The 20,029-nt window shown below is 71.6% G+C and carries 20 protein-coding genes and 3 pseudogenes; 12 read left to right on the top strand and 11 right to left on the bottom strand.

What is annotated here, in order from left to right; translation table 11 throughout:
• Positions 1-116 precede the first annotated feature (116 nt).
• The 5 genes from I6J71_RS34660 to I6J71_RS34640 are packed head-to-tail and all read left to right on the top strand — an operon-like array spanning position 117 to position 5,274.
• Entirely contained in the window at positions 117-986 is an 870-nt protein-coding gene (locus I6J71_RS34660) for a xanthine dehydrogenase family protein subunit M (RefSeq protein WP_204090701.1), read from the top strand.
• Positions 977-1,450 (top strand): (2Fe-2S)-binding protein, encoded by a 474-nt coding sequence (locus I6J71_RS34655; RefSeq protein WP_204090700.1) that lies wholly within the window; start codon positions 977-979, stop codon positions 1,448-1,450. Before I6J71_RS34660 ends, I6J71_RS34655 begins: the two co-directional genes overlap by 10 nt.
• On the top strand, positions 1,447-2,787 hold the full coding sequence (locus I6J71_RS34650) for an 8-oxoguanine deaminase (RefSeq protein WP_204090699.1): 1,341 nt from the start codon (positions 1,447-1,449) through the stop codon (positions 2,785-2,787). The genes I6J71_RS34655 and I6J71_RS34650 overlap by 4 nt, the downstream gene beginning before the upstream one ends.
• Positions 2,784-5,048, top strand: coding sequence for a xanthine dehydrogenase subunit D (pucD, locus tag I6J71_RS34645; RefSeq protein WP_204090698.1), 2,265 nt, complete (start codon positions 2,784-2,786; stop codon positions 5,046-5,048). Before I6J71_RS34650 ends, pucD begins: the two co-directional genes overlap by 4 nt.
• Positions 5,049-5,073: 25 nt before the next feature.
• Complete coding sequence (locus tag I6J71_RS34640) at positions 5,074-5,274, top strand: hypothetical protein (RefSeq protein ID WP_204090697.1); 201 nt, start codon at positions 5,074-5,076, stop codon at positions 5,272-5,274.
• 53 nt (positions 5,275-5,327) lie between these two features.
• On the opposite strand, the pseudogene I6J71_RS34635 reads toward I6J71_RS34640, so the two are convergent.
• A pseudogene (locus I6J71_RS34635) lies at positions 5,328-5,768 on the bottom strand (hypothetical protein); the annotation flags it as partial.
• Between I6J71_RS34635 and I6J71_RS34630 the strand changes: the two are divergent.
• A complete protein-coding gene (locus tag I6J71_RS34630) occupies positions 5,686-6,498 on the top strand; it encodes a malic enzyme-like NAD(P)-binding protein (protein WP_239154085.1) in 813 nt (270 codons plus the stop codon). The pseudogene I6J71_RS34635 and the gene I6J71_RS34630 sit on opposite strands and share 83 nt — an antisense overlap.
• On the opposite strand, the gene I6J71_RS34625 is transcribed toward I6J71_RS34630, so the two are convergent.
• The 6 genes from I6J71_RS34625 to I6J71_RS34600 all read right to left on the bottom strand — a co-directional run bounded on the left by I6J71_RS34625 (position 6,495) and on the right by I6J71_RS34600 (position 10,882).
• Positions 6,495-7,091 (bottom strand): TetR/AcrR family transcriptional regulator, encoded by a 597-nt coding sequence (locus I6J71_RS34625; protein WP_239154084.1) that lies wholly within the window; start codon positions 7,089-7,091, stop codon positions 6,495-6,497. The two genes, I6J71_RS34630 and I6J71_RS34625, sit on opposite strands and share 4 nt — an antisense overlap.
• A complete protein-coding gene (locus I6J71_RS34620; protein ID WP_239154083.1) occupies positions 7,088-8,365 on the bottom strand; it encodes a nucleobase:cation symporter-2 family protein in 1,278 nt (425 codons plus the stop codon). Before I6J71_RS34620 ends, I6J71_RS34625 begins: the two co-directional genes overlap by 4 nt.
• A gap of 194 nt (positions 8,366-8,559) precedes the next feature.
• Entirely contained in the window at positions 8,560-9,447 is an 888-nt protein-coding gene (gene pucL, locus I6J71_RS34615; protein ID WP_204090696.1) for a factor-independent urate hydroxylase, read from the bottom strand.
• A 2-nt stretch (positions 9,448-9,449) separates the two neighbouring features.
• A complete protein-coding gene (gene uraH / locus I6J71_RS34610; RefSeq protein WP_204090695.1) occupies positions 9,450-9,767 on the bottom strand; it encodes a hydroxyisourate hydrolase in 318 nt (105 codons plus the stop codon).
• Positions 9,768-9,834: 67 nt separating this feature from the next.
• Complete coding sequence (uraD, locus tag I6J71_RS34605; protein WP_204090694.1) at positions 9,835-10,320, bottom strand: 2-oxo-4-hydroxy-4-carboxy-5-ureidoimidazoline decarboxylase; 486 nt, start codon at positions 10,318-10,320, stop codon at positions 9,835-9,837.
• Positions 10,321-10,405: 85 nt separating this feature from the next.
• On the bottom strand, positions 10,406-10,882 hold the full coding sequence (locus tag I6J71_RS34600) for a helix-turn-helix domain-containing protein (RefSeq protein ID WP_204090693.1): 477 nt from the start codon (positions 10,880-10,882) through the stop codon (positions 10,406-10,408).
• A gap of 145 nt (positions 10,883-11,027) precedes the next feature.
• On the opposite strand from I6J71_RS34600, the gene allB reads away from it, so the two are divergent.
• Together allB and alc are read left to right on the top strand one after the other, a co-directional pair.
• Complete coding sequence (gene allB / locus I6J71_RS34595; RefSeq protein WP_204090692.1) at positions 11,028-12,356, top strand: allantoinase AllB; 1,329 nt, start codon at positions 11,028-11,030, stop codon at positions 12,354-12,356.
• A gap of 2 nt (positions 12,357-12,358) precedes the next feature.
• Positions 12,359-13,378, top strand: coding sequence for an allantoicase (gene alc / locus I6J71_RS34590; RefSeq protein WP_204090691.1), 1,020 nt, complete (start codon positions 12,359-12,361; stop codon positions 13,376-13,378).
• Positions 13,379-13,384: 6 nt separating this feature from the next.
• On the opposite strand, the pseudogene I6J71_RS34585 reads toward alc, so the two are convergent.
• A pseudogene (locus I6J71_RS34585) lies at positions 13,385-14,706 on the bottom strand (IS701 family transposase).
• A 53-nt stretch (positions 14,707-14,759) separates the two neighbouring features.
• Positions 14,760-14,936 carry a hypothetical protein gene (locus I6J71_RS34580; RefSeq protein WP_204090689.1) on the bottom strand — a complete coding sequence of 59 codons (177 nt, stop codon included), beginning with the start codon at positions 14,934-14,936 and terminating at the stop codon, positions 14,760-14,762.
• A gap of 272 nt (positions 14,937-15,208) precedes the next feature.
• Between I6J71_RS34580 and I6J71_RS34575 the strand changes: the two genes are divergently transcribed.
• The 3 genes from I6J71_RS34575 to I6J71_RS34565 are packed head-to-tail and all read left to right on the top strand — an operon-like array spanning position 15,209 to position 17,630.
• Entirely contained in the window at positions 15,209-16,165 is a 957-nt protein-coding gene (locus I6J71_RS34575; protein WP_204090688.1) for a S9 family peptidase, read from the top strand.
• Entirely contained in the window at positions 16,162-16,539 is a 378-nt protein-coding gene (locus I6J71_RS34570; RefSeq protein ID WP_204090687.1) for a GntR family transcriptional regulator, read from the top strand. The genes I6J71_RS34575 and I6J71_RS34570 overlap by 4 nt, the downstream gene beginning before the upstream one ends.
• Positions 16,536-17,630 (top strand): DUF1648 domain-containing protein, encoded by a 1,095-nt coding sequence (locus I6J71_RS34565; protein ID WP_204090686.1) that lies wholly within the window; start codon positions 16,536-16,538, stop codon positions 17,628-17,630. The genes I6J71_RS34570 and I6J71_RS34565 overlap by 4 nt, the downstream gene beginning before the upstream one ends.
• Here I6J71_RS34565 and I6J71_RS34560 read toward each other — a convergent pair.
• Together I6J71_RS34560 and I6J71_RS34555 are read right to left on the bottom strand one after the other, a co-directional pair.
• Complete coding sequence (locus tag I6J71_RS34560) at positions 17,627-18,103, bottom strand: CoA-binding protein (protein WP_204097379.1); 477 nt, start codon at positions 18,101-18,103, stop codon at positions 17,627-17,629. The genes I6J71_RS34565 and I6J71_RS34560 overlap by 4 nt on opposite strands.
• 8 nt (positions 18,104-18,111) lie before the next feature.
• Positions 18,112-19,401: an O-acetylhomoserine aminocarboxypropyltransferase/cysteine synthase family protein gene (locus I6J71_RS34555; protein WP_204090685.1), complete on the bottom strand. Its 1,290-nt coding sequence runs from the start codon at positions 19,399-19,401 to the stop codon at positions 18,112-18,114.
• Positions 19,402-19,529: 128 nt separating this feature from the next.
• Here I6J71_RS34555 and I6J71_RS51320 point away from each other — a divergent pair.
• A pseudogene (locus tag I6J71_RS51320) lies at positions 19,530-20,024 on the top strand (carboxylesterase family protein); the annotation flags it as partial.
• Positions 20,025-20,029: the final 5 nt, after the last annotated feature.

The raw sequence follows: 20,029 nt of genomic DNA, 5'->3' as shown, positions 1-20,029 counted from the left end.
AGGAAAGCACAAACGGGTGGTCTTCCGCTGGCGTGGCTTTCATGGCGAGGGACCGTTGCCCGCGGGGGCGCAGTCGGCGTGTACTGGGGCATCCGCCCGAGAAGAGGAGCCCGAGCGTGGATTTCCTGCGACCCGCGAGCCTCGCCGAGGCACTGGCCGTGAAGGCCGAACGCCCCGGCGCGGTCCCGATCGCCGGTGGCACCGATGTGATGGTGGAGCTCAACTTCGACCACCGGCGCCCGGCCGCGCTGCTCGACCTCACCGGGGTCCCCGAGCTGGCGCGCTGGTCCACTTCGGACGGCACCGTCCGGCTGGGCGCCACCGTGTCTTATTCCCGGGTGATCACCGAGCTGGGTGAAACCCTGCCGGGGCTGGCGATGGCGTCGCGCACCGTCGGCTCGCCGCAAATCCGCAACCGCGGAACGGTCGGCGGCAACCTCGGCGCCGCGTCACCCGCCGGCGACACGCACCCGGTGCTGCTGTCGCTCGGCGCGTGCGTGGAAATCGCGTCCGTCCGGGGGATCCGGCTGGTGCCGGCGGAGGAGTTCTACCTCGGCGTGAAGCGCCACGCGCTGGAGCCCGACGAGCTGATCACCGCCGTCCACCTGCCGGCGAACGCCGGGCCGCAGCAGTTCGCGAAGGTCGGCACGCGCAACGCGATGGTGATCGCAGTCTGCTCCGTCGCCCTGACGCTGCACTCGCACCGGAGGGCGGCGGGCGCCGCCATCGGCTCGGCCGCGCCGACGCCACGCCGGGCCCGTGAAGCCGAGGAGTTCCTCACCGCCGAGCTGCCGTGGGCCGAACCCGCGCCGCTGGCCGACTCGCTGAAGCAGCGCTTCGGTGAGCTCGTCGCGGCGGCCGCGGCACCGATCGACGACGTCCGCGGCAGCGCGGACTACCGCAGACACGCCCTGGCCGTGCTCGCCCGGCGCACGCTGACCTGGGCCTGGGACGAACACCGGGGGAGTGAGCGCACGTGCGCGTGAACGTGACCGTCAACGGCGAACCGCGCCAGGCCGACGACGTCTGGGAGGGTGAGAGCCTGCTCTACGTGCTGCGGGAACGACTCGGGCTGCCGGGCTCGAAGAACGCCTGCGAACAGGGGGAATGCGGCTCCTGCACCGTTTACCTCGAGGACGTGCCGGTGTGTTCGTGCCTCGTCGCGGCCGGACAGGTCGAGGGCCGCGAGGTGCGCACCGTCGAAGGCCTCGCCGAGGGGAGCACCCTCGACCCGGTGCAGCAGTCCTTCGTGGACAACGGCGCCGTGCAGTGCGGCTTCTGCACGCCGGGGCTCGTCGTCGCGGCGCACGACCTGCTCAACCGAGTGGCGCAGCCCAGCGACGAAGAGATCCGCGAGGCGCTCGCCGGGAACCTGTGCCGCTGCACGGGGTACGAGAAGATCCTCGACGCCGTCCGCGCGGCCGCCGTGGCGAAGGGCGGTGTCGCGTGAGGACGGTCGTCGAGCGCGGCGCCATCGCCACCGTGACCGGGCCCGAGTATGCCTCCGGCTACGTGCTCGTGGACAACGGCCGCATCACCGACGTCGGTGAGGGCGAGTTCACCGGCGACGCCGAGGAGCACGTCGACGCGTCGGGCTGCCTCGTCACACCTGGGCTCGTCAACACCCACCACCACCTCTACCAGTGGGCCACGCGCGGGATGTCCGCCGACCACACACTGTTCCAGTGGCTCGTCGCCCTCTACCCCGTGTGGGGCCGGCTCGACGCGGAGCTCACGCACGCCGCCGGCACCGCCGGGCTGGCGCGGCTCGCGCTCACCGGCTGCACGACCGCGGCCGACCACCACTACGTCTTCCCCCGCGACGGCGGCGACCAGGTGGAGGCCCTCGTCGCCGCGCGCCGGCGGATCGGGGTGCGGCTGCACCTCGTGCGCGGCTCGATGGACCGCGGCGAGTCCGACGGCGGGCTGCCGCCGGATCACCTCGTCGAGACCACCGAAGAGGCCCTCCTGGGCACCGAGGCCGCCATCGACCGGTTCCACGACTCGGCGCCCGACGCGCACCTGCAGATCGCCGTGGGCCCGTGCTCGCCGTTCTCCGTCTCGGAACGGCTGATGACCGGTGCGGCCGAGCTGGCCCGGCGCAAGGGCGTCCGCCTGCACACGCACCTGGCCGAGACACTCGACGAGGAACGCCAGTGCCTCGCCGAGGTCGGCTGCACGCCGGCCGAGTACGCGGACAAGCTCGGCTGGCTCGCCGACGACGTCTGGCTCGCGCACACGATCCACCTCGCGCCCGAGGCGATCCGCCGCTTCGGCGCCACCCGCACGGGCTCGGCGCACTGCCCGACGTCCAACGGCCGCCTCGGCACGGGCATCGCACCGGTGCGCGACCTGCTCGACGCCGGCGCGCCCGTGGGCCTGGGCGTCGACGGGGCCGCGTCGAGCGAGTCCGGCGGGCTGGGTGAGGAGCTGCACCAGGCGTTGCTGCAGGCGCGCCAGCGCGGCGGGCCGACCTCGCTGACCACCCGGGAAGCCCTGTGGCTCGCCACGATGGGCGGTGCGTTGTGCCTCGGCCGCGCCGGCGAACTCGGCTCGCTGGAGGCCGGCAAGCTCGGTGACCTCGCCGTGTGGGACCTCACGGGCCTCGCGCACGCGGGTATCGCCGACCCGATCGCCGCGCTGGTGCTGAGCGCACCGCCGCCGTTGGCCCGGCTGCTCGTCGGCGGCCGCACGGTCGTCGAGAACGGCGTGCTGCGCGAAGAGGACGAGTCCGTCATCGCCCGTGACCTGGCCGCCGCGAGCGCCCGGCTGCGGGAGGACCGATGACCACCACCACGTCGCAAGTCACCGGCACCGCGAACGGCGTCGGTAGCGACGCCCCGCGCCCGGACGGCACGGTGAAGGTCCGCGGCGAGTTCGCGTACGCGTCGGACCTGTGGCACGAGGACATGCTGTGGGGCGCGACGCTGCGCAGCCCACACCCGTACGCGCGGATCACGGGCATCGACATCGCCGAAGCCCTTGCGGTGCAAGGGGTCTATGCGGTGCTGACCCACGAGGACGTACCCGGCGTCAACCGCTACGGGCTGGAGCACGCCGACCAGCCGGTGCTCGCCGGCGACCTCGTGCGCTACCAGGGCGAGCCGGTCGCGTTAGTCGCCGCGGACCACCCGGAGACGGCGCGGCGCGCGATGAAGCGCATCAAGGTCACCTACGAGGAGCTGGAGCCGGTCACCAGCTCCGAGGCAGCGGTGCGAGGCGAGGGCCCGGCGCTGCACCCGGAGGGCAACGTGGTGCGGCACGTGCGGATCCGGCGTGGCGCCGCGGAGGTGCCGGCCGACGTCGTGGTGACCGGGGTCTACGAGGTCGGCATGCAGGACCAGGCCTTCCTCGGCCCCGAATCGGGGCTCGCGGTGCCCGACACCGAGGGCGGCGTGGACCTGTACGTCGCGACGCAGTGGCTGCACGTGGACCAGCAGCAGATCGTCGCGGCGCTGGGCCTGCCGGTCGAGAAGGTGCGGCTGACGCTCGGGGGCGTCGGCGGCGCGTTCGGCGGGCGGGAGGACCTCTCGATGCAGGTGCACGCGTGCCTGCTCGCGCTGCACACCGGCAAGCCGGTGAAGATGGTCTACAACCGCGAAGAGTCCTTCCACGGCCACGTGCACCGCCACCCGGCGAAGATGTACTACGAGCACGGCGCGACTTCCGATGGCCGCCTCGTGTACGTCCGAGCGCGGCTCTTCCTCGACGGTGGCGCGTACGCGTCGTCGACCGGCGCGGTGGTGGCCAACGCGGCGACGCTCGGCGTCGGTCCGTACACAGTGGACAACGTGGCGATCGATTGCTGGGGTGCCTACACGAACAACCCGCCGTGCGGCGCGATGCGCGGTTTCGGTGCGGTGCAGGCGGCGTTCGCGTACGAATCGCAGATGGACAAACTGGCCGCGGCGTGCGGGCTCGACCCGGTCGAGCTCCGGATCCGCAACGCGATGAGCGAGGGCGCGGTGATGCCGACCGGGCAGGTCGTGGACTCGCCGGCCCCCGTCGCGGAGCTGCTGGAGCGCTTGCGCGCCAAGCCGCTGCCCGCGTCCCGCGAGTTCGACCTGCGGCACCTGCCGGGCGGCGTGTCCAACACCACCCACGGTGAAGGCGTGGTGCGCGGCGTCGGCTACGCCGTGGGGATCAAGAACATCTGCTTCTCCGAAGGCTTCGACGACTACTCGACGGCCCGCGTGCGCCTGCAGCTCGTCGGCGGCGAGCCCGCGGCCACCGTGCACACCGCGGCGTGCGAGGTCGGACAGGGGCTCGTGACGATCATGCAGCAGATCGTGCGTACCGAACTGGGCGTGGAGCGGGTGACCGTGCTGCCCATGGACACCTCCATCGGCAACGGCGGTTCCACCTCGGCCTCACGCCAGAGCTACGTGACCGGTGGCGCGGTACAAGCCGCGTGCGCCGCCGTCCGCGCGCGACTCGTCTCGCACGCCGGCCTGCCGCCCTCGAGCCGCGTGGTGGGCGGCAAACTCGTGGCGGCCGACGGCGTCGTGGTGGCGGACTTGGTGTCGGTCCTGGCTTCGGCGACGTTCGACGAAACGGTCGAATGGCGCCACCGCCCCACACATCCCCTCGACGACTCGGGCCAGGGCAGCGCCCACGTGCAGTACGGCCTCGCCGCCCACCGCGCCGTGGTCGACGTCGACGTCGAGCTCGGCTTGGTGAAGGTCGTGGCGCTCGACTGCGTCCAGGACGTCGGCCGCGCCCTGAACCCGCAGGCCGTCCTCGGCCAGATCCAGGGCGGGTCCGCGCAGGGCCTCGGCCTCGCCGTGATGGAGGAGATCCAGGTGCTGGGCGGAAAGGTCCGCAACCCCTCGTTCACCGACTACCTCATCCCGACGGTCCTCGACATGCCGCCGATGTCCATCGACGTCCTCGAACGCCCCGACCCCCACGCCCCCTACGGCCTCCGCGGCGTCGGCGAACCCCCGGCCATCTCGTCCACCCCCGCCATCGTCGCCGCGATCCGCGCCGCCACGGGCCTGGCCCTCACCCGGGTGCCGGTCCGGCCGGAACACCTGACGGGGACGTGAGCAGGTCGCGCACACCTACGGGGAGATGTCGCGCCACCGCGAAGACTTGGAGAAACACGTGTTCCTCCGCGGGCTCCAAGACCGCAACGAAACGCTCTTCCACCGGCTGCTGAGCGAGCACATCGAGGAACTGCTCCCCATCGCCTGCACGCCCACGGTCGGCGAGGCGTGCCAGAAGTTCATGCCCTGGATGTCGTCGTTGAAGGTCAGCAGGCGGTCGCGGTAGCGCGTGAGGATCGGCTCGGCGTGCGCGGCGGCGAAGTCCTCCCACTGCAGGAGCACGTCGGGCAGCTCCGCGTGCACAGCCGCGACGAAGTCGTCGACGAACGCGTAGTACTCGTCGTCGCCGATGCGCCGGTGCCGCCACCCCAAGTACAGCGGATCCTCCAGCCGCTCGACGTTGTCGGTGCCCACGTCCAGCACGATCGGCAGCGTGCGCGCCGGGTCGATCCCGCCGATCAGCGTGTACAGCGACAGCTTCCCGATCGGGACGCCCATGCCGCCGATGCCCTGGTCACCCAGTCCGAGGATCCGCTGGCCGTCGGTGACCACGATGATGTCCACGTCGCGCCTCGGCCGGTTCCGCAGGACCTCACGCAGGTGCTCGCGGTCGGGGACCGCCGCCGTCGCCTTCGGGGTGTTGCACGGGGCGGCGAAGGTGGCCGGGTGGCCGGGCTCGCAGACGAACGTGGTGATGCTCGGTGCCGGCTCGGCGGGCATCGGCGTGCTGGAGATGATCCGCCAGGAGATGGTCGAGCAGGGCCTGTCCGACTCCGAAGCCGCCGAACGCATCTGGGTCGTCGACATCCACGGCTTGCTCACCGGCGACCGCACCGACCTGTCCGAGAGCCAGCGCCGCTTCGCGCAGCCGGCGGCTCGTGCCCAGGGCTGGAGCGGCACCCAGCTGGGCGACGTCGTCCACCACGTCGACGTCGGTGTGCTCCTGGGCCTTTCGACGGCGGCCGGCGCGTTCACCGAGGACATCGTGCGGGAGCTCGCGGCGAAGACCGAGCGGCCGATCATCTTCCCGCTGTCCAATCCCACCAGCCGCGCGGAGGCGCACGAGCTGGACGAGTGGACCGACGGCCGGGCCCTCCTCGCCACCGGCTCGCCGTTCGCGCCCATCGAACGCGACGGGAGGCTGCGGCGCGTCGCGCAGTGCAACAACGTCTACATCTTCCCGGCGATCGGCCTGGCCGTCACCGCCGCGCGCGCCACGCGCGTGACCGACGCGATGATGCGCGTCGCCGCCAAGACGCTCGGCGATGCGTCACCCGCGCTGGCCGATCCGGCCGAACCGCTCCTGCCGGCTTGGGAGGACGTGCCGGAGGTCGCCACGCGGATCGCCACGGCTGGTGCTGAACAAGCCGTGAAAGAGGGGCTGGCTTCGGCGAACGACGACCTGTCCGAGACGGTCCCGAAAGCCCGCTGGACGCCGGAGTACCGCTAGCGCTTCTTCCCGTCCTGCCCGAGGTCGGTCAGGATCCGGCGGGCGACGTCGACCACCGCGGCGCCCGCCACGGCCATCGGCTCCGGCGAGCGCATCGACCGCGCCAGCACGAACGCACCCTCCAGGCTCGTGATGAGCGCGATCGTCAGCACCCGTGCCTGCTCCGGTGGCAGGTCGAACGCGCCGAACTTCTCCGTCCCCGCGTCGATCCAAGCGGTGAACACGTCCGAAGTCGCCTTGCGCAGCGGCTCGTTCGTCGTCGCCACCTCGAGGGCCACCGTGGCGATCGGGCAGCCCTCGACGTAGTCCGTGTCCAGCAGGGTGGTCACGCCGGCGGCGAAGAACGCCTCGATCCCGCTGACGACGTCGGGTGCGGGCGCGATGAAGAGGTCGAACAGCTGGCTGTACTCCATCCCCGAGCTGCGGATGACCTCTTCACCGAGCTGCTCCTTGCCGCCGGGGAAGAAGTGGTACAGGGAGCCGAAGGGCGCGCCGGCCTTCTCGACGATCTGCTTCACGCCCGTACCGGTGTAACCACCGCGGCGGAAGAGCTCCGCGCCCGCGGCCAGGATGCGGTCCTTCGTGCCAGTCACGGCACCGAGCCTAGCTCCGTCACGGTAGAGCGTTCTATCAATCGCTCGCCGAACACCAGGTTCAGCACCACGGCCGTGACGCAGCCCGCGCTGATGCCCGAGTTCAGCACCACCTGCAGCGCCGCCGGGAAATCCGAGTAGAAACCCGGCACCGCGATCGGGATCAGCCCGACGCCGAGCGGCGCGGCGACGATCGCGACGTTGCCCGGGTGGTCGAACGACGCTGTCGCCAGTGTCCGCACGCCGCTCACCGCGACGCTGCCGAACAGCACCAACCCGGCGCCGCCGAGCACGGGCTGCGGCACGAGTGCGACGATGCCGCCCGTCACCGGAAACGCGCCGAGCACCACCAGCACCACACCGCCGGCCGCGACGACGTACCGGCTGACCATCCGCGTGAGCGACACGAGCCCGATGTTCTGCGCGAACGCCGTGCACGCGAACCCGCCGAAGATCGTGCTGACCGCGGTCGCGAGCCCGTCGGCGCGCAGGCCGTCGGCCGGCGTCCGGCTCGTGGTCGGGCGCCCGGCGATCTCGCCCAGCGCCAGCAGGTCCGCCGTGCTCTCGGACATCACCACGAGCATCACGATGAGCATCGACACGATCGCCGCGACGTCGAACACCGTCGCCCCGAAGTGGAACGGCGTGACAATGCCGAACACCGGCGCCTGCTTCAGTGTCGACGTGTCGACTTCGCCCAGCGGCCACGCGAGCAGCGTGCCGGTGACGAGGCCCAGCAGCAGCGCGATCCGGCTCCAGAACCCGGAGAGGAACCGCGTGAACACGAGCACCGCGACGAGCGTGACGCCCGCCAGCAGCAGGCCCGACGGGCGCGCCGCCGGCCTCTGCGAAGACACCCACTGCACGGCCACCGGCAGCAGGGACACCCCGATCAGCGTGATCACCGTGCCCGTCACCACGGGCGGGAAGAAGCGCGTGAGCTTCGAGAAGAACGGCGCGAACAGCACCACGAACACCCCGCCGGCGAGCGTCGCGCCGTACATGACACCCAGCGCGTTGCCGACGTGCTGCTGGGCGATGGACAGGATCGGGGCCACGGCCGCGAAGGTGACGCCGTTGACCAGGGGCAGCCGGGCGCCGAAGCGCCACACGCCCAGGGTCTGCAGGAGCGTGGCGAGCCCCGCGGTGAACAGCGAAGCGCTGATCAGCAGGCTCAGCTGCCGGGGCGAGAGGCCGACGGCGGCGCCGGTCACGAGCGGTGGGGCGACCACCCCGGCGTACATCGCGGCCACGTGCTGGATGCCGCCGAGCACCAGCTGCGGCCAGGGCGGCCGCGCACCGACGGGGTGCCGAGGATCTTCGGTGGCACTCGTGCCTGACGTGCGCGGCTCCCGATAGGGGATGAGGGGCTCGCCAATCCGGCCAAAAGAAGGTGGACACCAACTGGACTTCACGACGGGTAGCAACGGTTTCCGCCGTGGCGGTGGCCGGATGGGCAACGGCAGAGTCACAGCACGGCGTCGGTCCAGGCCGGGCCGGGCTCTTCGGCGTCGTCGCGGACCACGGTGCCTTCGATGAGGCCGTAGGGGCGGTCCGCCGCGTAGAACACCTCGTTGTGGTTTTCGAGGCCGAACGGGCTGAGGTCCACGAGGAAGTGGTGTTTGTTCGGCAGGGAAAGCCGGACCTCGGCGACCTCCGGCCGTGCGAGCAGCACGGCCTCACCCATCGCGTACAGGGTCTGCTGCAGCGAAAGGCTGTGTTTCGTCGCGAACGTTTCGAGCATCGTCCGCTTGATCTCCCGGTGGCTCTTGGCCCAGTCGATGCCGGTGCCCTGGTAGCGCCAGCGCGCCGTGACGGCGGTGGCGAGGATCCGGTCGTCGGTCTCGGCGAGGGTCGTGTACTCCTCGCGCGGGAAGCCGTGGAACTCCGAGCCGCCGGACTTCAGCACCACGAGACCGTCCACACCGGACACCACGCGGACGAGATCTTCTCGCACCGTCACAGTCGTGGTGCGGGTTTCGTCGCCGGAGCGGCTGAACGCGTGGTCGTGCGGCGAGCCGGCCACGGCGATGCGGTCCCACGCGTGCTCGGCGAGCGTGACGCGCGCGGTGTGGATCTTCTCCTGCGTGGCCACGAAGTGGCGGCCCAGCCGCAGCGCGAAGTCCTCGATCTCACCGACGTCCTGCTGTTTGGCGAACGCGTACACGGTGTTCTTCTGCGTGTCGGTGGCCAGCACGGCGTGGTTGTCGCCGGTCAGGTGCGTGGCCTCGAGGTCGCCGCGCAGCGCGGTCGACACGGTGAGGTCGCGCAGGTGGTGCACCGGCCCGTCGCGGCGGACGGTGACCAGGCGGACCTCCGCCTTGCCGTACTGGTTCGGGCCCAGCGAGATTCCCACGGTCAGCTCCCCCGGTAGGTCGAGTAGGCGAACGGGCTCAGCAGCACCGGCACGTGGTGGTGCGAGGCGCCGTCGGTGATGCGGAACGCGATGGTGACGTCGGGGAAGAACGCTTCCGGTCCGAGGTAGGCGCCGGTGTCGAAGACCAGCCGGTAGACGCCGGGATCGAGCGTGTCGGGGCCGAGGTCCCGCACTCGGCCGTCGTCGTCGGTGACGCCCTCGGCCACCGGCGTGCCGTCCGCGCGTTCGAACCGCACGGCGATCCCGGCGGCCGGTTTGCCGGCGGCGGTGTCGAGGACGTGGGTGGTCACCAAGCTCATGCGCGCACCTCGCCGGCGCTCGGCGCCGCGTGCCGAGCCGCGGCCGCGGTGGTGATCGATGGTTCGCTCATGGGCTCACCGCTTTCCGCAGGCGCAGCCCGGCGATCTTCGCCAGCTCCGCGCCCGCCACGTCGAGTTCGGTGTCCGGGTCGTTGGCCAGCCGCGACCGCAGGTTCGCCAGCAGCTCCGCGCCCTTGCGGCCACCGGCGCACACGAGGAACACGTGGCCGAACCGCCGCTCGTACTCGGCGTTGGCCGTGGCGAACTCGGCCGCGTTGTCCACACCGGACTGTTCGGACTTCGACCAGCTCGCGTCGACGTCCGTGCCCTTCGGCTTTTCCCCGATCCGCGGGTGGGCGGCGATGGCGGCGAGCACCTCGTCGCGCCGCAGGGGAGTGGCCGCGTCCGACGCGGCGACGAGGGCGTCGACGTCGGCGTAGGGGCGGCCGGCGAGCAGCGCGTCGACCCAGCGCGGTACGGCCAGGCAGGCCGTCAGCGCGGGCCGGACCTCCGCGGCGTCGGCGGAGTTGAACTCGGCGAGTGCGAGTGGCACGGGATCTCCTCGCGGCGGGGGAGCTGGTGCCTGCCGACGGTACGGTGCCCTCGCCCGGCCGTCAACATTTTGTTGAAAGACCTGGTCAGTCGGTTTCCCGGTTGAGGTAGTTGTAGACCGTGAAGCGCGTGACCCCCAGTGCTTCGGCCACCGCGGACACCGATTTCCGCAGGCTGAACGCCCCGCGTTCGCGCAAGAGCCGCACCGCCCGCTGCTTGCCGGGGCGGTCGAGGTCGCCGAGTTTCGCGCCCAGCTCGCGTTCGACGTCGGCGATGAGCCGCGCCAGCGCGCTGTTCAGCTCGACGGGCGGGGTCGGCGCGGGTTCGTCGGTGCGCCGGAGCTGGAGCGTGACGCGCGTGGCGCCGCCTTCGAGCGCCGCTCGCGCGATGGCGGGGAGCGCGGCCACGAGGTCGTCGGCCGAACCGCGGGCGAGCGTGCCGAGCGGGCCGAAATCGGTGTCGAGCCCGGCTTTGCGAGCCGCGTCGCGCGCACGGACGGCGTGCTCCGGCGGGGCGCCTTCGCCCTGGAACGGTTCGCTCGTGAACTCGGCTTCTAGCTCCACCCGGTGACCGTAACGTGGAGGGTGAGCCGTTGACGAGGTGAGAGCCGCGTGGTTAATCTCGGTTTTCGAAACGAACTTTCCGTACTGTGAAACAACCTGCGGCCAGTGCTGCGCTGGCTCCGTGGGGAGAGGATTGTGCCCGCAGATGGATCTCGTGGTGCGCGCCGCCCGGGCGGTGACGGCGGCCGGCGTCGGCCCGGCGACGGTAGCTGTCGACGGCGGCCGGATCGTCGCCGTGGAACCGGGGCTCGTCGACCTGCCGGCCGGCCGCGTCGTCGAGCTCGCCGCCGACGAGGTGCTGCTGCCGGGACTCGTGGACACCCACGTGCACGTGAACGACCCCGGCCGCGCCGAGTGGGAGGGTTTCGAGACCGCCACGCGCGCGGCCGCGGCCGGTGGCGTCACGACCATTGTGGACATGCCGCTCAACAGCCTGCCGCCGACGGTCGACGTCGCCGCGCTCGAGGTGAAACGCAAGGCGGCGACGGGACGCACCCATGTGGACGTCGGCTTCTGGGGTGGCGCGATCCCGGGCAACCTCGCCGAACTGCGGCCGCTGCACGAAGCCGGGGTGTTCGGGTTCAAGTGCTTCCTGCTGCACTCGGGCGTCGACGAATTCCCGCCGCTCGACGCGGAAGGGCTCGAGACCGCGATGCGCGAGCTGGCGACGTTCGACGCGCAGCTGATCGTGCACGCCGAGGACTCCGAGGCCATCGCCGCCGCACCCGGCCCGCACGGCGAGAAGTACGCCGACTTCCTCGGCTCCCGACCGCGCGGCGCCGAGAACCTCGCCATCACGCACGTCATCGAATCCGCCCGGCGCACCGGGGTTCGCGCGCACGTGCTGCACCTGTCCTCTTCGGACGCACTGCCGCTCATCGCGAGCGCGCGCCGCGAAGGCGTGGCGCTGTCGGTGGAAACGTGCCCGCACTACCTGAGCTTCGTCGCGGAGGAGATCCCCGACGGCGCCACGCAGTTCAAGTGCTGCCCGCCCATCCGCGAGGCCGCGAACCGCGAACTGCTGTGGCAGGGCCTCGCCGACGGCGTGATCGACACGATCGTGAGCGACCACTCGCCGTGCACGCCGGAGCTCAAGCGCTTCGACACCGGCGACTTCGGCCTCGCGTGGGGCGGCATCGCGAGCCTCCAGCTGGGCCTGCCCGCCGTGTGGACGCAGGCGCGCCGGCGCGGCTTCACACTCGCCGACGTCGTGCGGTGGATGGCCGAACGGCCGGCCGCGCAGGTCGGGATGGCCCGGAAGGGCCGGCTCGCGGTGGGCTGCGACGCGGACTTCGCCGTGTTCGCCCCCGACGAGGCCTTCGTGGTCGACGTCGCAACGCTGAAGCACCGCAACCCGGTGAGCGCCTACGACCAGCGTCCGCTCGCCGGAGTCGTGCGCGGCACGTGGTTGCGCGGAGAACCGGTGACTGGTGCCCAACCGCGCGGAGAGCTGTTGACGAGGGGGACCTGCTAGAGATGGAGGAGCACGTGTCGCACGCCCGTCCCGAGTGGACAGCCCAGCCGGACCTCGCCTCCCGCGTGTTCGGCGGAACCGTGATGTGGGCGACCGACGAGCTGTTCGCCGAGAAGGAGAACCTCGTCAACCCGTGGCGGCCGGCGCACCGCGCGGAGACGTTCGGGCCGAAGGGGCAGGTCTACGACGGGTGGGAGACGCGCCGGCACCGTGAGCCAGGTGACGACCAGGCCGTGGTGCGCCTCGGCGCCGCCGGCGTGGTGTCGGGGGTCGTGGTGGACACGGCGTTCTTCAAGGGCAACTACCCACCGTTCGTCTCCGTGGAAGCCGTGTCGGCGCCCGGCTACCCGAGCGCGACCGAACTGTCCGAAATGGACTGGGAGGTGCTCGTGGACCACGAGCCGGCGGTCGGCGACGCCGAGAACTTCTTCGCGGTCTCGTCCCCGCACCGGTTCACCCACGTGCGGCTCACCCAGCACCCCGACGGCGGGGTGGCCCGCCTGCGCGTGCACGGCTCGCCCGTCCCGGATCCCGGGTTGCTCGACCCGCGTTCGCTCGACCTGGCCGCACTGGTCAACGGAAGCGTCGTCACGGGCTGCAGCAACATGTTCTACTCGTCGCCGAACAACCTGTTCTCGCCCGGTCTCGCCGCGCACCAGGCCGAGGGCTGGGAAACCGCGCGCCGCCGCGACGACGGCAACGATTGGGTGACCGTGCGCCTGGCCGGCGCCGGGATCGTCCGCTTCGCCGAGCTCGACACGAGCAACCTCAAGGGCAACTCGCCCGGCTGGGCGGCGCTGTCCGGCCGCCTCGACGACGGTGACTGGCAGCCGCTGCTGCCGCGCACCCGTTTGCAGCCGGACACCCGGCACCGCTTCGCGGTGGAGGAGGGCCCGCAGATCACCGAAGCCCGGCTCGACATCTACCCCGACGGCGGGATGGCCCGGCTGCGCCTCTACGGCGAGCTGACGAAACGCGGCCGCGAGGCCGTGACCACGCGGTTCGCGGAGACGACCGCGTAGGAGTGCCTAGTACTCTAGCCGCACTTCGTGATATTTGTGCTGTCTTCGCTGGTGGTGGCTGGTCTTCGCGCGGTGTTGGTGACGTCGTCGCCAGTGTGACCAGGTCAGGATCGGACGCCAGTGTGGTGCGGTGTGGATCAGATGTGCCAGCAGACGGCGGACTTCGCCGAGGGTGAGCGGGATGAGGCCGCGGCCAGGACTTTTGGGGACACCGCTGCCGTGACCGCGAGGTAGGTGTGCGCAAGCATGGCCAGGGTGATGTGGCGATACCAGGCGTCGTAACGCCGGACTTGGTAGTGGTCAAGGCCGACTTCGTTCTTGGCGGTCTGGAAGCATTCCTCGATGGCCCAGCGGGCCCCCGCGACCCGGATCAGCTCCTCGTCCGGCGTGGTCGCGGGGGCGCAGCACAGGTAGTAGGCGAGTTCGGGTTCCACTCCGGTGCGGGTGATCTGGCGACGGACGAGCAGGCGTCGAGTCCACCCGTCGGGGGTGTGCTCGCCGATCGTGGGGATCGTGGCGGTGGCCCAGTCGTAGAGTCGTGGTCCTTTGGCACCGTCACCCGCCGAGCGGCGTTTCCAGATCTCGGGTGGTGCCTGGGCGACGAGGTGATCCGCTCGTGCGGTGGCGAAGCCGCCGGCGGGCAAGGGCTGACTGCGGGGGACGGCGACCACGTAGCCGATGTTTCGCTGTTCCAGCCAGGATCGGAACTTGTTGTCCTGGCCGTACGCCTCGTCAGCGGTCACCCATCGTGCGGGGACACCGGCCGCGAACGCGCGGGCGAGCATCGCTTTGGCCAGCGTGGTCTTCGTCGCGAACTCGACCTCGTCCGGCACCGCCGCGTCGCGACAACGCTCGCGGTCGGCGATCCAGGATTTCGGCAGATATAGCTCGCGATCGACGAGAGTGCGTCCTTTCGTTGTGGTGTAGGCGAGGAACACGCCGAGTTGGCAGTTCTCGATCCGGCCCGCGGTCCCGGAGTACTGCCGCTGCACCCCGGCGGATTTGGTGCCCTTCTTGAGGAATCCGGTCTCGTCCACGACCAGGACACCGTCCGGGTCGCCGAGGTGTTCCACGGCATAGGCCCGCACGTCGTCGCGGACACCGTCGGCATCCCAGGCGGCGGCGTTGAGCAGCCGCTGCATGCCATCCGGGGTTGTGTCTCCCGCGATCTCGGCCAGGGTCCAGCCGTTCTTGTCCGCCAACGGCGCTAACAAGCCTCGCACGTAAGCGCGGGCACGTCGGCGAGGCTCGGGCCGGAAGAACCGGCCTGCCACCCGCCCGAACAACCCCTCCAGGCCCGCCGCCCACGCCGAGACGTCTTCATCCACCCACACAAGACCGAGAACCTATCAGAGCAAGATCACGAAGTGCGGCTGGAGTACTAGGAGTTGGCGCCCGGCCGGTTGAGGTAGATCGAGGCGCACGACAGCAGGGTGCCGACCGCGAAGATCGCCCCCAGCCACCACGGCCCGCCGATCACGAGGTTCCACACGAACCCCGCCAGCATGAGCACGGCGGCGAGGGCGTTCCGGACTTGCAGCGGGGTCGGCTTGGCCATGCGGCCAGCCTCTCACGCCGCTGATCAGCGCTCGACGCAGGACCGGCCGTGGCTCGGAAGGCCTCGCGGACCGTGGTCCGTCGGACGCGGAACCTTTCGTCCGGCACGGCGGTGACCGGCCACGGGAAGCCGCGCTTCGGTCCGCGCGTGGGCACGTTCGGCGGCGCCGCCGGCGGGCCGCTGGGCGGGGCGCGAGCAGCCGGCTGCGTGGTCCTGCGCGGCTTGTCGGGCAGCCGGTTGCACAGCTGCTCTATTAGTTGTAGAACAGGCCCATGAGCTTGACCGCGTTCCTCACCGCTGCCGTGCTGGCCGCCGGCGGGGTCGCCGCCGCGCCGGCGACGGTGCCGCCCACCGACCGGGACGTGCAGTTCGTCTCGGACGGCGTCACGGCGTACGGCACGCTGCACGTCCCCGCCCACCGCGCGGGCCGGCGGCTCCCGGCCGCGCTCCTCATCCCCGGCAGCGGGCCGACGGATCGCGATGGCAACGAGCCGCCGGCCGTCACACCGGCGACGCTGCGGCTGCTGGCCGGCGCACTCGACCGGGACGGCGTCGCGACGTTGCGGTTCGACAAGTACGGCACCGGCCGCACCGGGCTGGGTGGCATCGATCCGGCGACGCTGGACCTGGCGACGTTCACGCGTCAGGCGACGGCCGCGTTCACCACGCTCCGGGCCCAGCCAGAGGTCGACCCGCGCGCCGTCTCGATCGTCGGGCACAGCGAAGGCGGGTTGCAGGCGCTGCTGGTCTCGCGCCGCGTTCACGTGGCGAGCCTCGTGCTGCTCGCGCCCCAGGACCTCCGGCTGCTCGACCTGCTCCGGCTCCAGCTCGACGCTCAGATCACCCCGGCCGACCAGACGGCGCTGGCGCGCGTGATCACCGACTTCCGCGCGTGCCGCCCGCTCGACTACACCGGCATGAGCCCCCAGCTCGCGACGTTCCTGCAGCAGGCCATCTTCAGCCCCGTCAACCTGAAGTTCGTGCGCAGCGACGACGCGGTGTACCCGCCGTCGGCCGCCCGGCCGGGCACCCGTGTGCTGCTGACCTGTGGCACCGCGGACACGCAGGTCCCGTGCCGCACCACACCGCCGTTGGCCGCGACGCTGCGGACCAGCCCGAAACCCCTGCCCGTGGACCACTTCCAGCACGCACCTGGCACGCCGGTCAACGACCAGGTGCTCGATCCCAGCGTCGGCACCGCCCTCCAGCAGTTCCTGGAGCACCGATGATCCTCGACGTCGACCTCACCAGCGAAGTGCCGATCTACCAGCAGATCCGCGACCGCGTCGTGGAGGGCATCGCGGCCGGCGACCTGGCCGACGGCGACCCGCTGCCCTCGACCCGGCAGCTGGCCGTGGACCTCGGCATCAACTTCCACACCGTGAACAAGGCCTACGACCAGCTGCGGCGCGAGGGGCTGCTGCTGATCACGCGAAAAAGCGGCGCCGTGGTGCAACGGGTCTCGACCGCGGATTTCGCGGCCGGCTGGCGGGGCCGGCTGAAGACGCTGCTCGCGGAGGCGGTCGCGCACGGCCTCGACGAACGCGAAGTACTGGCGCACTGCGAAGAGACGGTGCGGGCGTTCGAGGAGGTGCGGGCGTGATCGTCGCGGTTGTCCTCCGGGACGTGCTCGCGCCCGCGCTGCTGCTCGCCGCGGCTTGGGTGATGCCTTCGGTGGTGAAGCCGACCGTGCCGTTCGGGGTGCGGGTGCCGGAGGCCCGCGTGCACGACCCGCTCATCGTCGAGCAACGGCGGATCTACCGCTGGTGGGTGGGTGCGGCGGGGGCCGCGGTGGTGCTGGCCGGGCTCGTGGTGTCCGTGCTGGTGCAGCAGGTGCTGGTGCCGGCGCTCGTCGTCGTGGCGCTGCTGGGGGTCGTCGCGCCGGGGTACGTGCGCGCCCGCGCCGTGATCCGCTCGGCCAAGCAGCGCGAGGACTGGTACCGGGGGCTGCGCCAGACGGTCAGCGCGGACACGTCGAGAGCCGTCGGGCCGCCGTTTCCCTGGCTGTGGGCGTTGCCCGCGCTCACGGTGCTCGTCGCCACGGTTGTCCTCGGCGTCGTCCGCTACCCGGACCTTCCCGCGACGCTGGCGCTGCACTACGACGCCGCCGGCGTGCCCGACCGCACGGCCGCCAAGTCGGTCGGCAGCGCGTTCACCTTGGTGTTCGTGCAGGCCGGCATCACGGCGCTGTTCCTCGGCATTGCCGCCGTGACCCCGCGGTTCCGGCCCGATCTCAACCCCGCGCGGCCCCGCAGCAGCGCCGAGCAGCACCGGCGGTTCGCGAGCAGCATGACGCGGGTGCTGCTGATGTTCGCGGCGTGCGTGAACGTCTCGATGCTGGTGGCGTCGCTGCAGGTGTGGTCGGGCGCGTCGGCGGTGTCCCTCGTGGCCATCGTCGGGCCGGTGGTGCTGGGCGCGGCCGGGCTCCTCGTGTTCGCCGTGCGCGCCGGCCAGGGCGGCAACCGCCTCGCCACGCCGGGCACCGAGGACGAACCCCGCCGCGACGCCGTCGAGCGCGACGACGACCGCTTCTGGAAGGGCGGCCTGCTCTACGTCAACCGAGCCGACCGCGCGGTGTTCGTGCCCAAGCGGTTCGGCATCGGCTGGACGCTGAACTTCGGCAACCCCGTGGCGCTCGGCGCTTTCGCACTCCTGCTCGCCGTCGTGATCGCAGTGCCGTTCGTGGTCCGTTAAGGAGCGCTCTGGCGACGCGAGCTGATCACGCCCGTGTTGAAGCCGGCGAGGTGCAGGCCACCGGCGAAGCGGGCGTGCTCGATCTTCACGCAGCGGTTCATCACGACGTCGAGGCCGGCCTCGCGCCCGCGGTCGGCGACGTGCTCGTGCCACAGGCCCAGCTGCAGCCACAGCGTCCGGGCTCCCGCGGCGATGACCTCCTCCGCCACGCCGGGCAGGTCGTCGTGCTTGCGGAACACGCTCACCAGGTCGATCTCGCCGGGCACGTCGGCCAGCGACGGGTACACGGGCTTGCCCAGCAGCGTGTCGAGGCGCGGGTTGACGAAGTTGACCGCGTACCGCGTGGACGACAGCAGGTAGGTCGCGACGAAGAAGCTCGGCCGCGCCGGATTGGCCGACGCGCCGACCACCGTAACCGACCGCGTGCGGCCCAGGATCCGGCGCCGCTCGACCGCCGAAACGTCATAACTCACCGCTGCCGTCACTCCGAAGCCACCGCCTTGTCCAGCGCCTGGTCGAGGTCCCACAGCAGGTCCTCGACGTCTTCGAGTCCCACCGACAGCCGGATCAGGTCCGGGCCGACGCCGGCGGCCGCGAGCTGGTCGTCGGACAGCTGCGCGTGGGTGGTCGACGCCGGGTGGATCACGAGCGTGCGCGCGTCGCCGACGTTCGCCAGGTGCGACAGCAGCTCCACCGACTCCACGAACTTCTCGCCCGCGGCCCGGCCGCCCTTGACCCCGAACGAGAACACCGCGCCCGGCCCGGCGGGCAGGTACTTACGCGCCAGCTCGTGGTCGCTGTGGTCCGGCAGCCCGGCATAGGACACCCACGCGACGCGCGGGTCGGCGTTCAGGTACTCCGCGACCGCCTTCGCGTTGGCCACGTGCGCGTCCATCCGCTGCGGCAGCGTCTCGACACCCTGCAGCAGCAGGAAGGCCGAATGCGGCGAGAGCACCGCGCCGATGTCGCGCAGCTGCTCGGCGCGCAGGCGCGTGCAGAACGCGTACTCGCCGAAGTTCTCCCAGTACCTGAGGCCGCCGTAGCTCTCGACGGTCTCGGTCATGCGCGGGAACTTGCCGTTGCCCCAGTCGAACCGGCCCGACTCCACGACGACGCCGCCGAGCGTCGTGCCGTGCCCGCCGAGGAACTTCGTGGCAGAGTGCAGGACGATGTCCGCGCCGTGCTCGATGGGCCGGCACAGGTAGGGCGTGGCGAGCGTCGCGTCGACCACGAGCGGGATGTCGTGTGAGTGCGCGAGGTCCGCGAGCCCGGCGAGGTCGGCGATCGCGCCCGACGGGTTGCCGATCACCTCGGTGTAGATCAGCCGTGTCTGGTCGGTGACGGCCTTGGCGTAGTCCTCGACGCCGCCGTTCACGAACGTCGTCTCGACGCCGAAGCGCTTCAACGTGCCGGTTAGCTGCGTGACCGTGCCGCCGTACAGGCCGCTCGCGGACACGATGTGCTCGCCGGCCTCGGCCAGCGCCGAGAACGTGAGGAACTCCGCCGACTGGCCGCTCGCCGTCGCCACGCCGCCGATGGCGCCCTCGAGGCTCGCGATGCGCTCTTCGAACGCCGCCACGGTCGGGTTCCCGATCCGGCTGTAGATGTTGCCGTACTTCTGCAGGGCGAACAGGTTGGCCGCATCGGCGGCGTCCTCGAACACGAAGCTGGTCGTCTGGTAGATCGGCACCGCCCGGGCGCCGGTCGCGGGATCGGGCGTGCCGCCGGCGTGCAGGGCACGAGTGCGGAAGCCCCAGGTGCGTTCGTTCATCGCCCGCCACGCTACTCACGGCCGCGGTCGCGGGCCATTCCTCCCGGGGAGGTGGTCATCGGGCCCTCGGAGGACCACGGGATCGTCCCTGGTGGTGATGCCGGACGGCGAGGGGGCGCCTACCGTTCGTGGTGATCTTCACGGGAGCCGGGACATGCGGAAGACGCCGGCTGCCTGGGCCGCGGTGGGGCTGGTCAGCACAGGGTGTTCGGTGTCCTCCGGAGACGACGCGAGCAGCGCGCTGGAGGTGCACGAGTCCGCCGGGGCCGTTCGGGGACCGAGGACGGGGCGGTGCGCCGCTTCCCGGGCGTGCCGAAGCGCGGCCGCCGGTGGGGGAGCTGCGCTGGACCGCGCCCCGGCCGCCGCGGCCGGACGTGCGGGCCGCGGACAGTCCGGGCAATCGCTGTCCGCAGGCTGCCGGCTCGCCGGGCGGGCAGCCGAGCAGGAACGAGGACGGCTTGTACCTCAACGTCACGACATCGGCGAAGGCCGGGGCGGCGCGGCTGGTGATGGTGTGGCTGCACGGTGGCGACGGCACCGGAGCCGGAGCCGACTACGACCCCACGCGGATGGTCGAGCCGGGCGACGTCGACGTCGTGACCGTGAACTACCTCATCGGCGCGTTCGG

The sequence above is a fragment of the Amycolatopsis sp. FDAARGOS 1241 genome (genome assembly GCF_016889705.1).
Classification (GTDB): domain Bacteria; phylum Actinomycetota; class Actinomycetes; order Mycobacteriales; family Pseudonocardiaceae; genus Amycolatopsis.
Note: the sequence above shows the minus strand (reverse complement) of the source record. Positions and strands in the feature narration are given on the sequence as shown.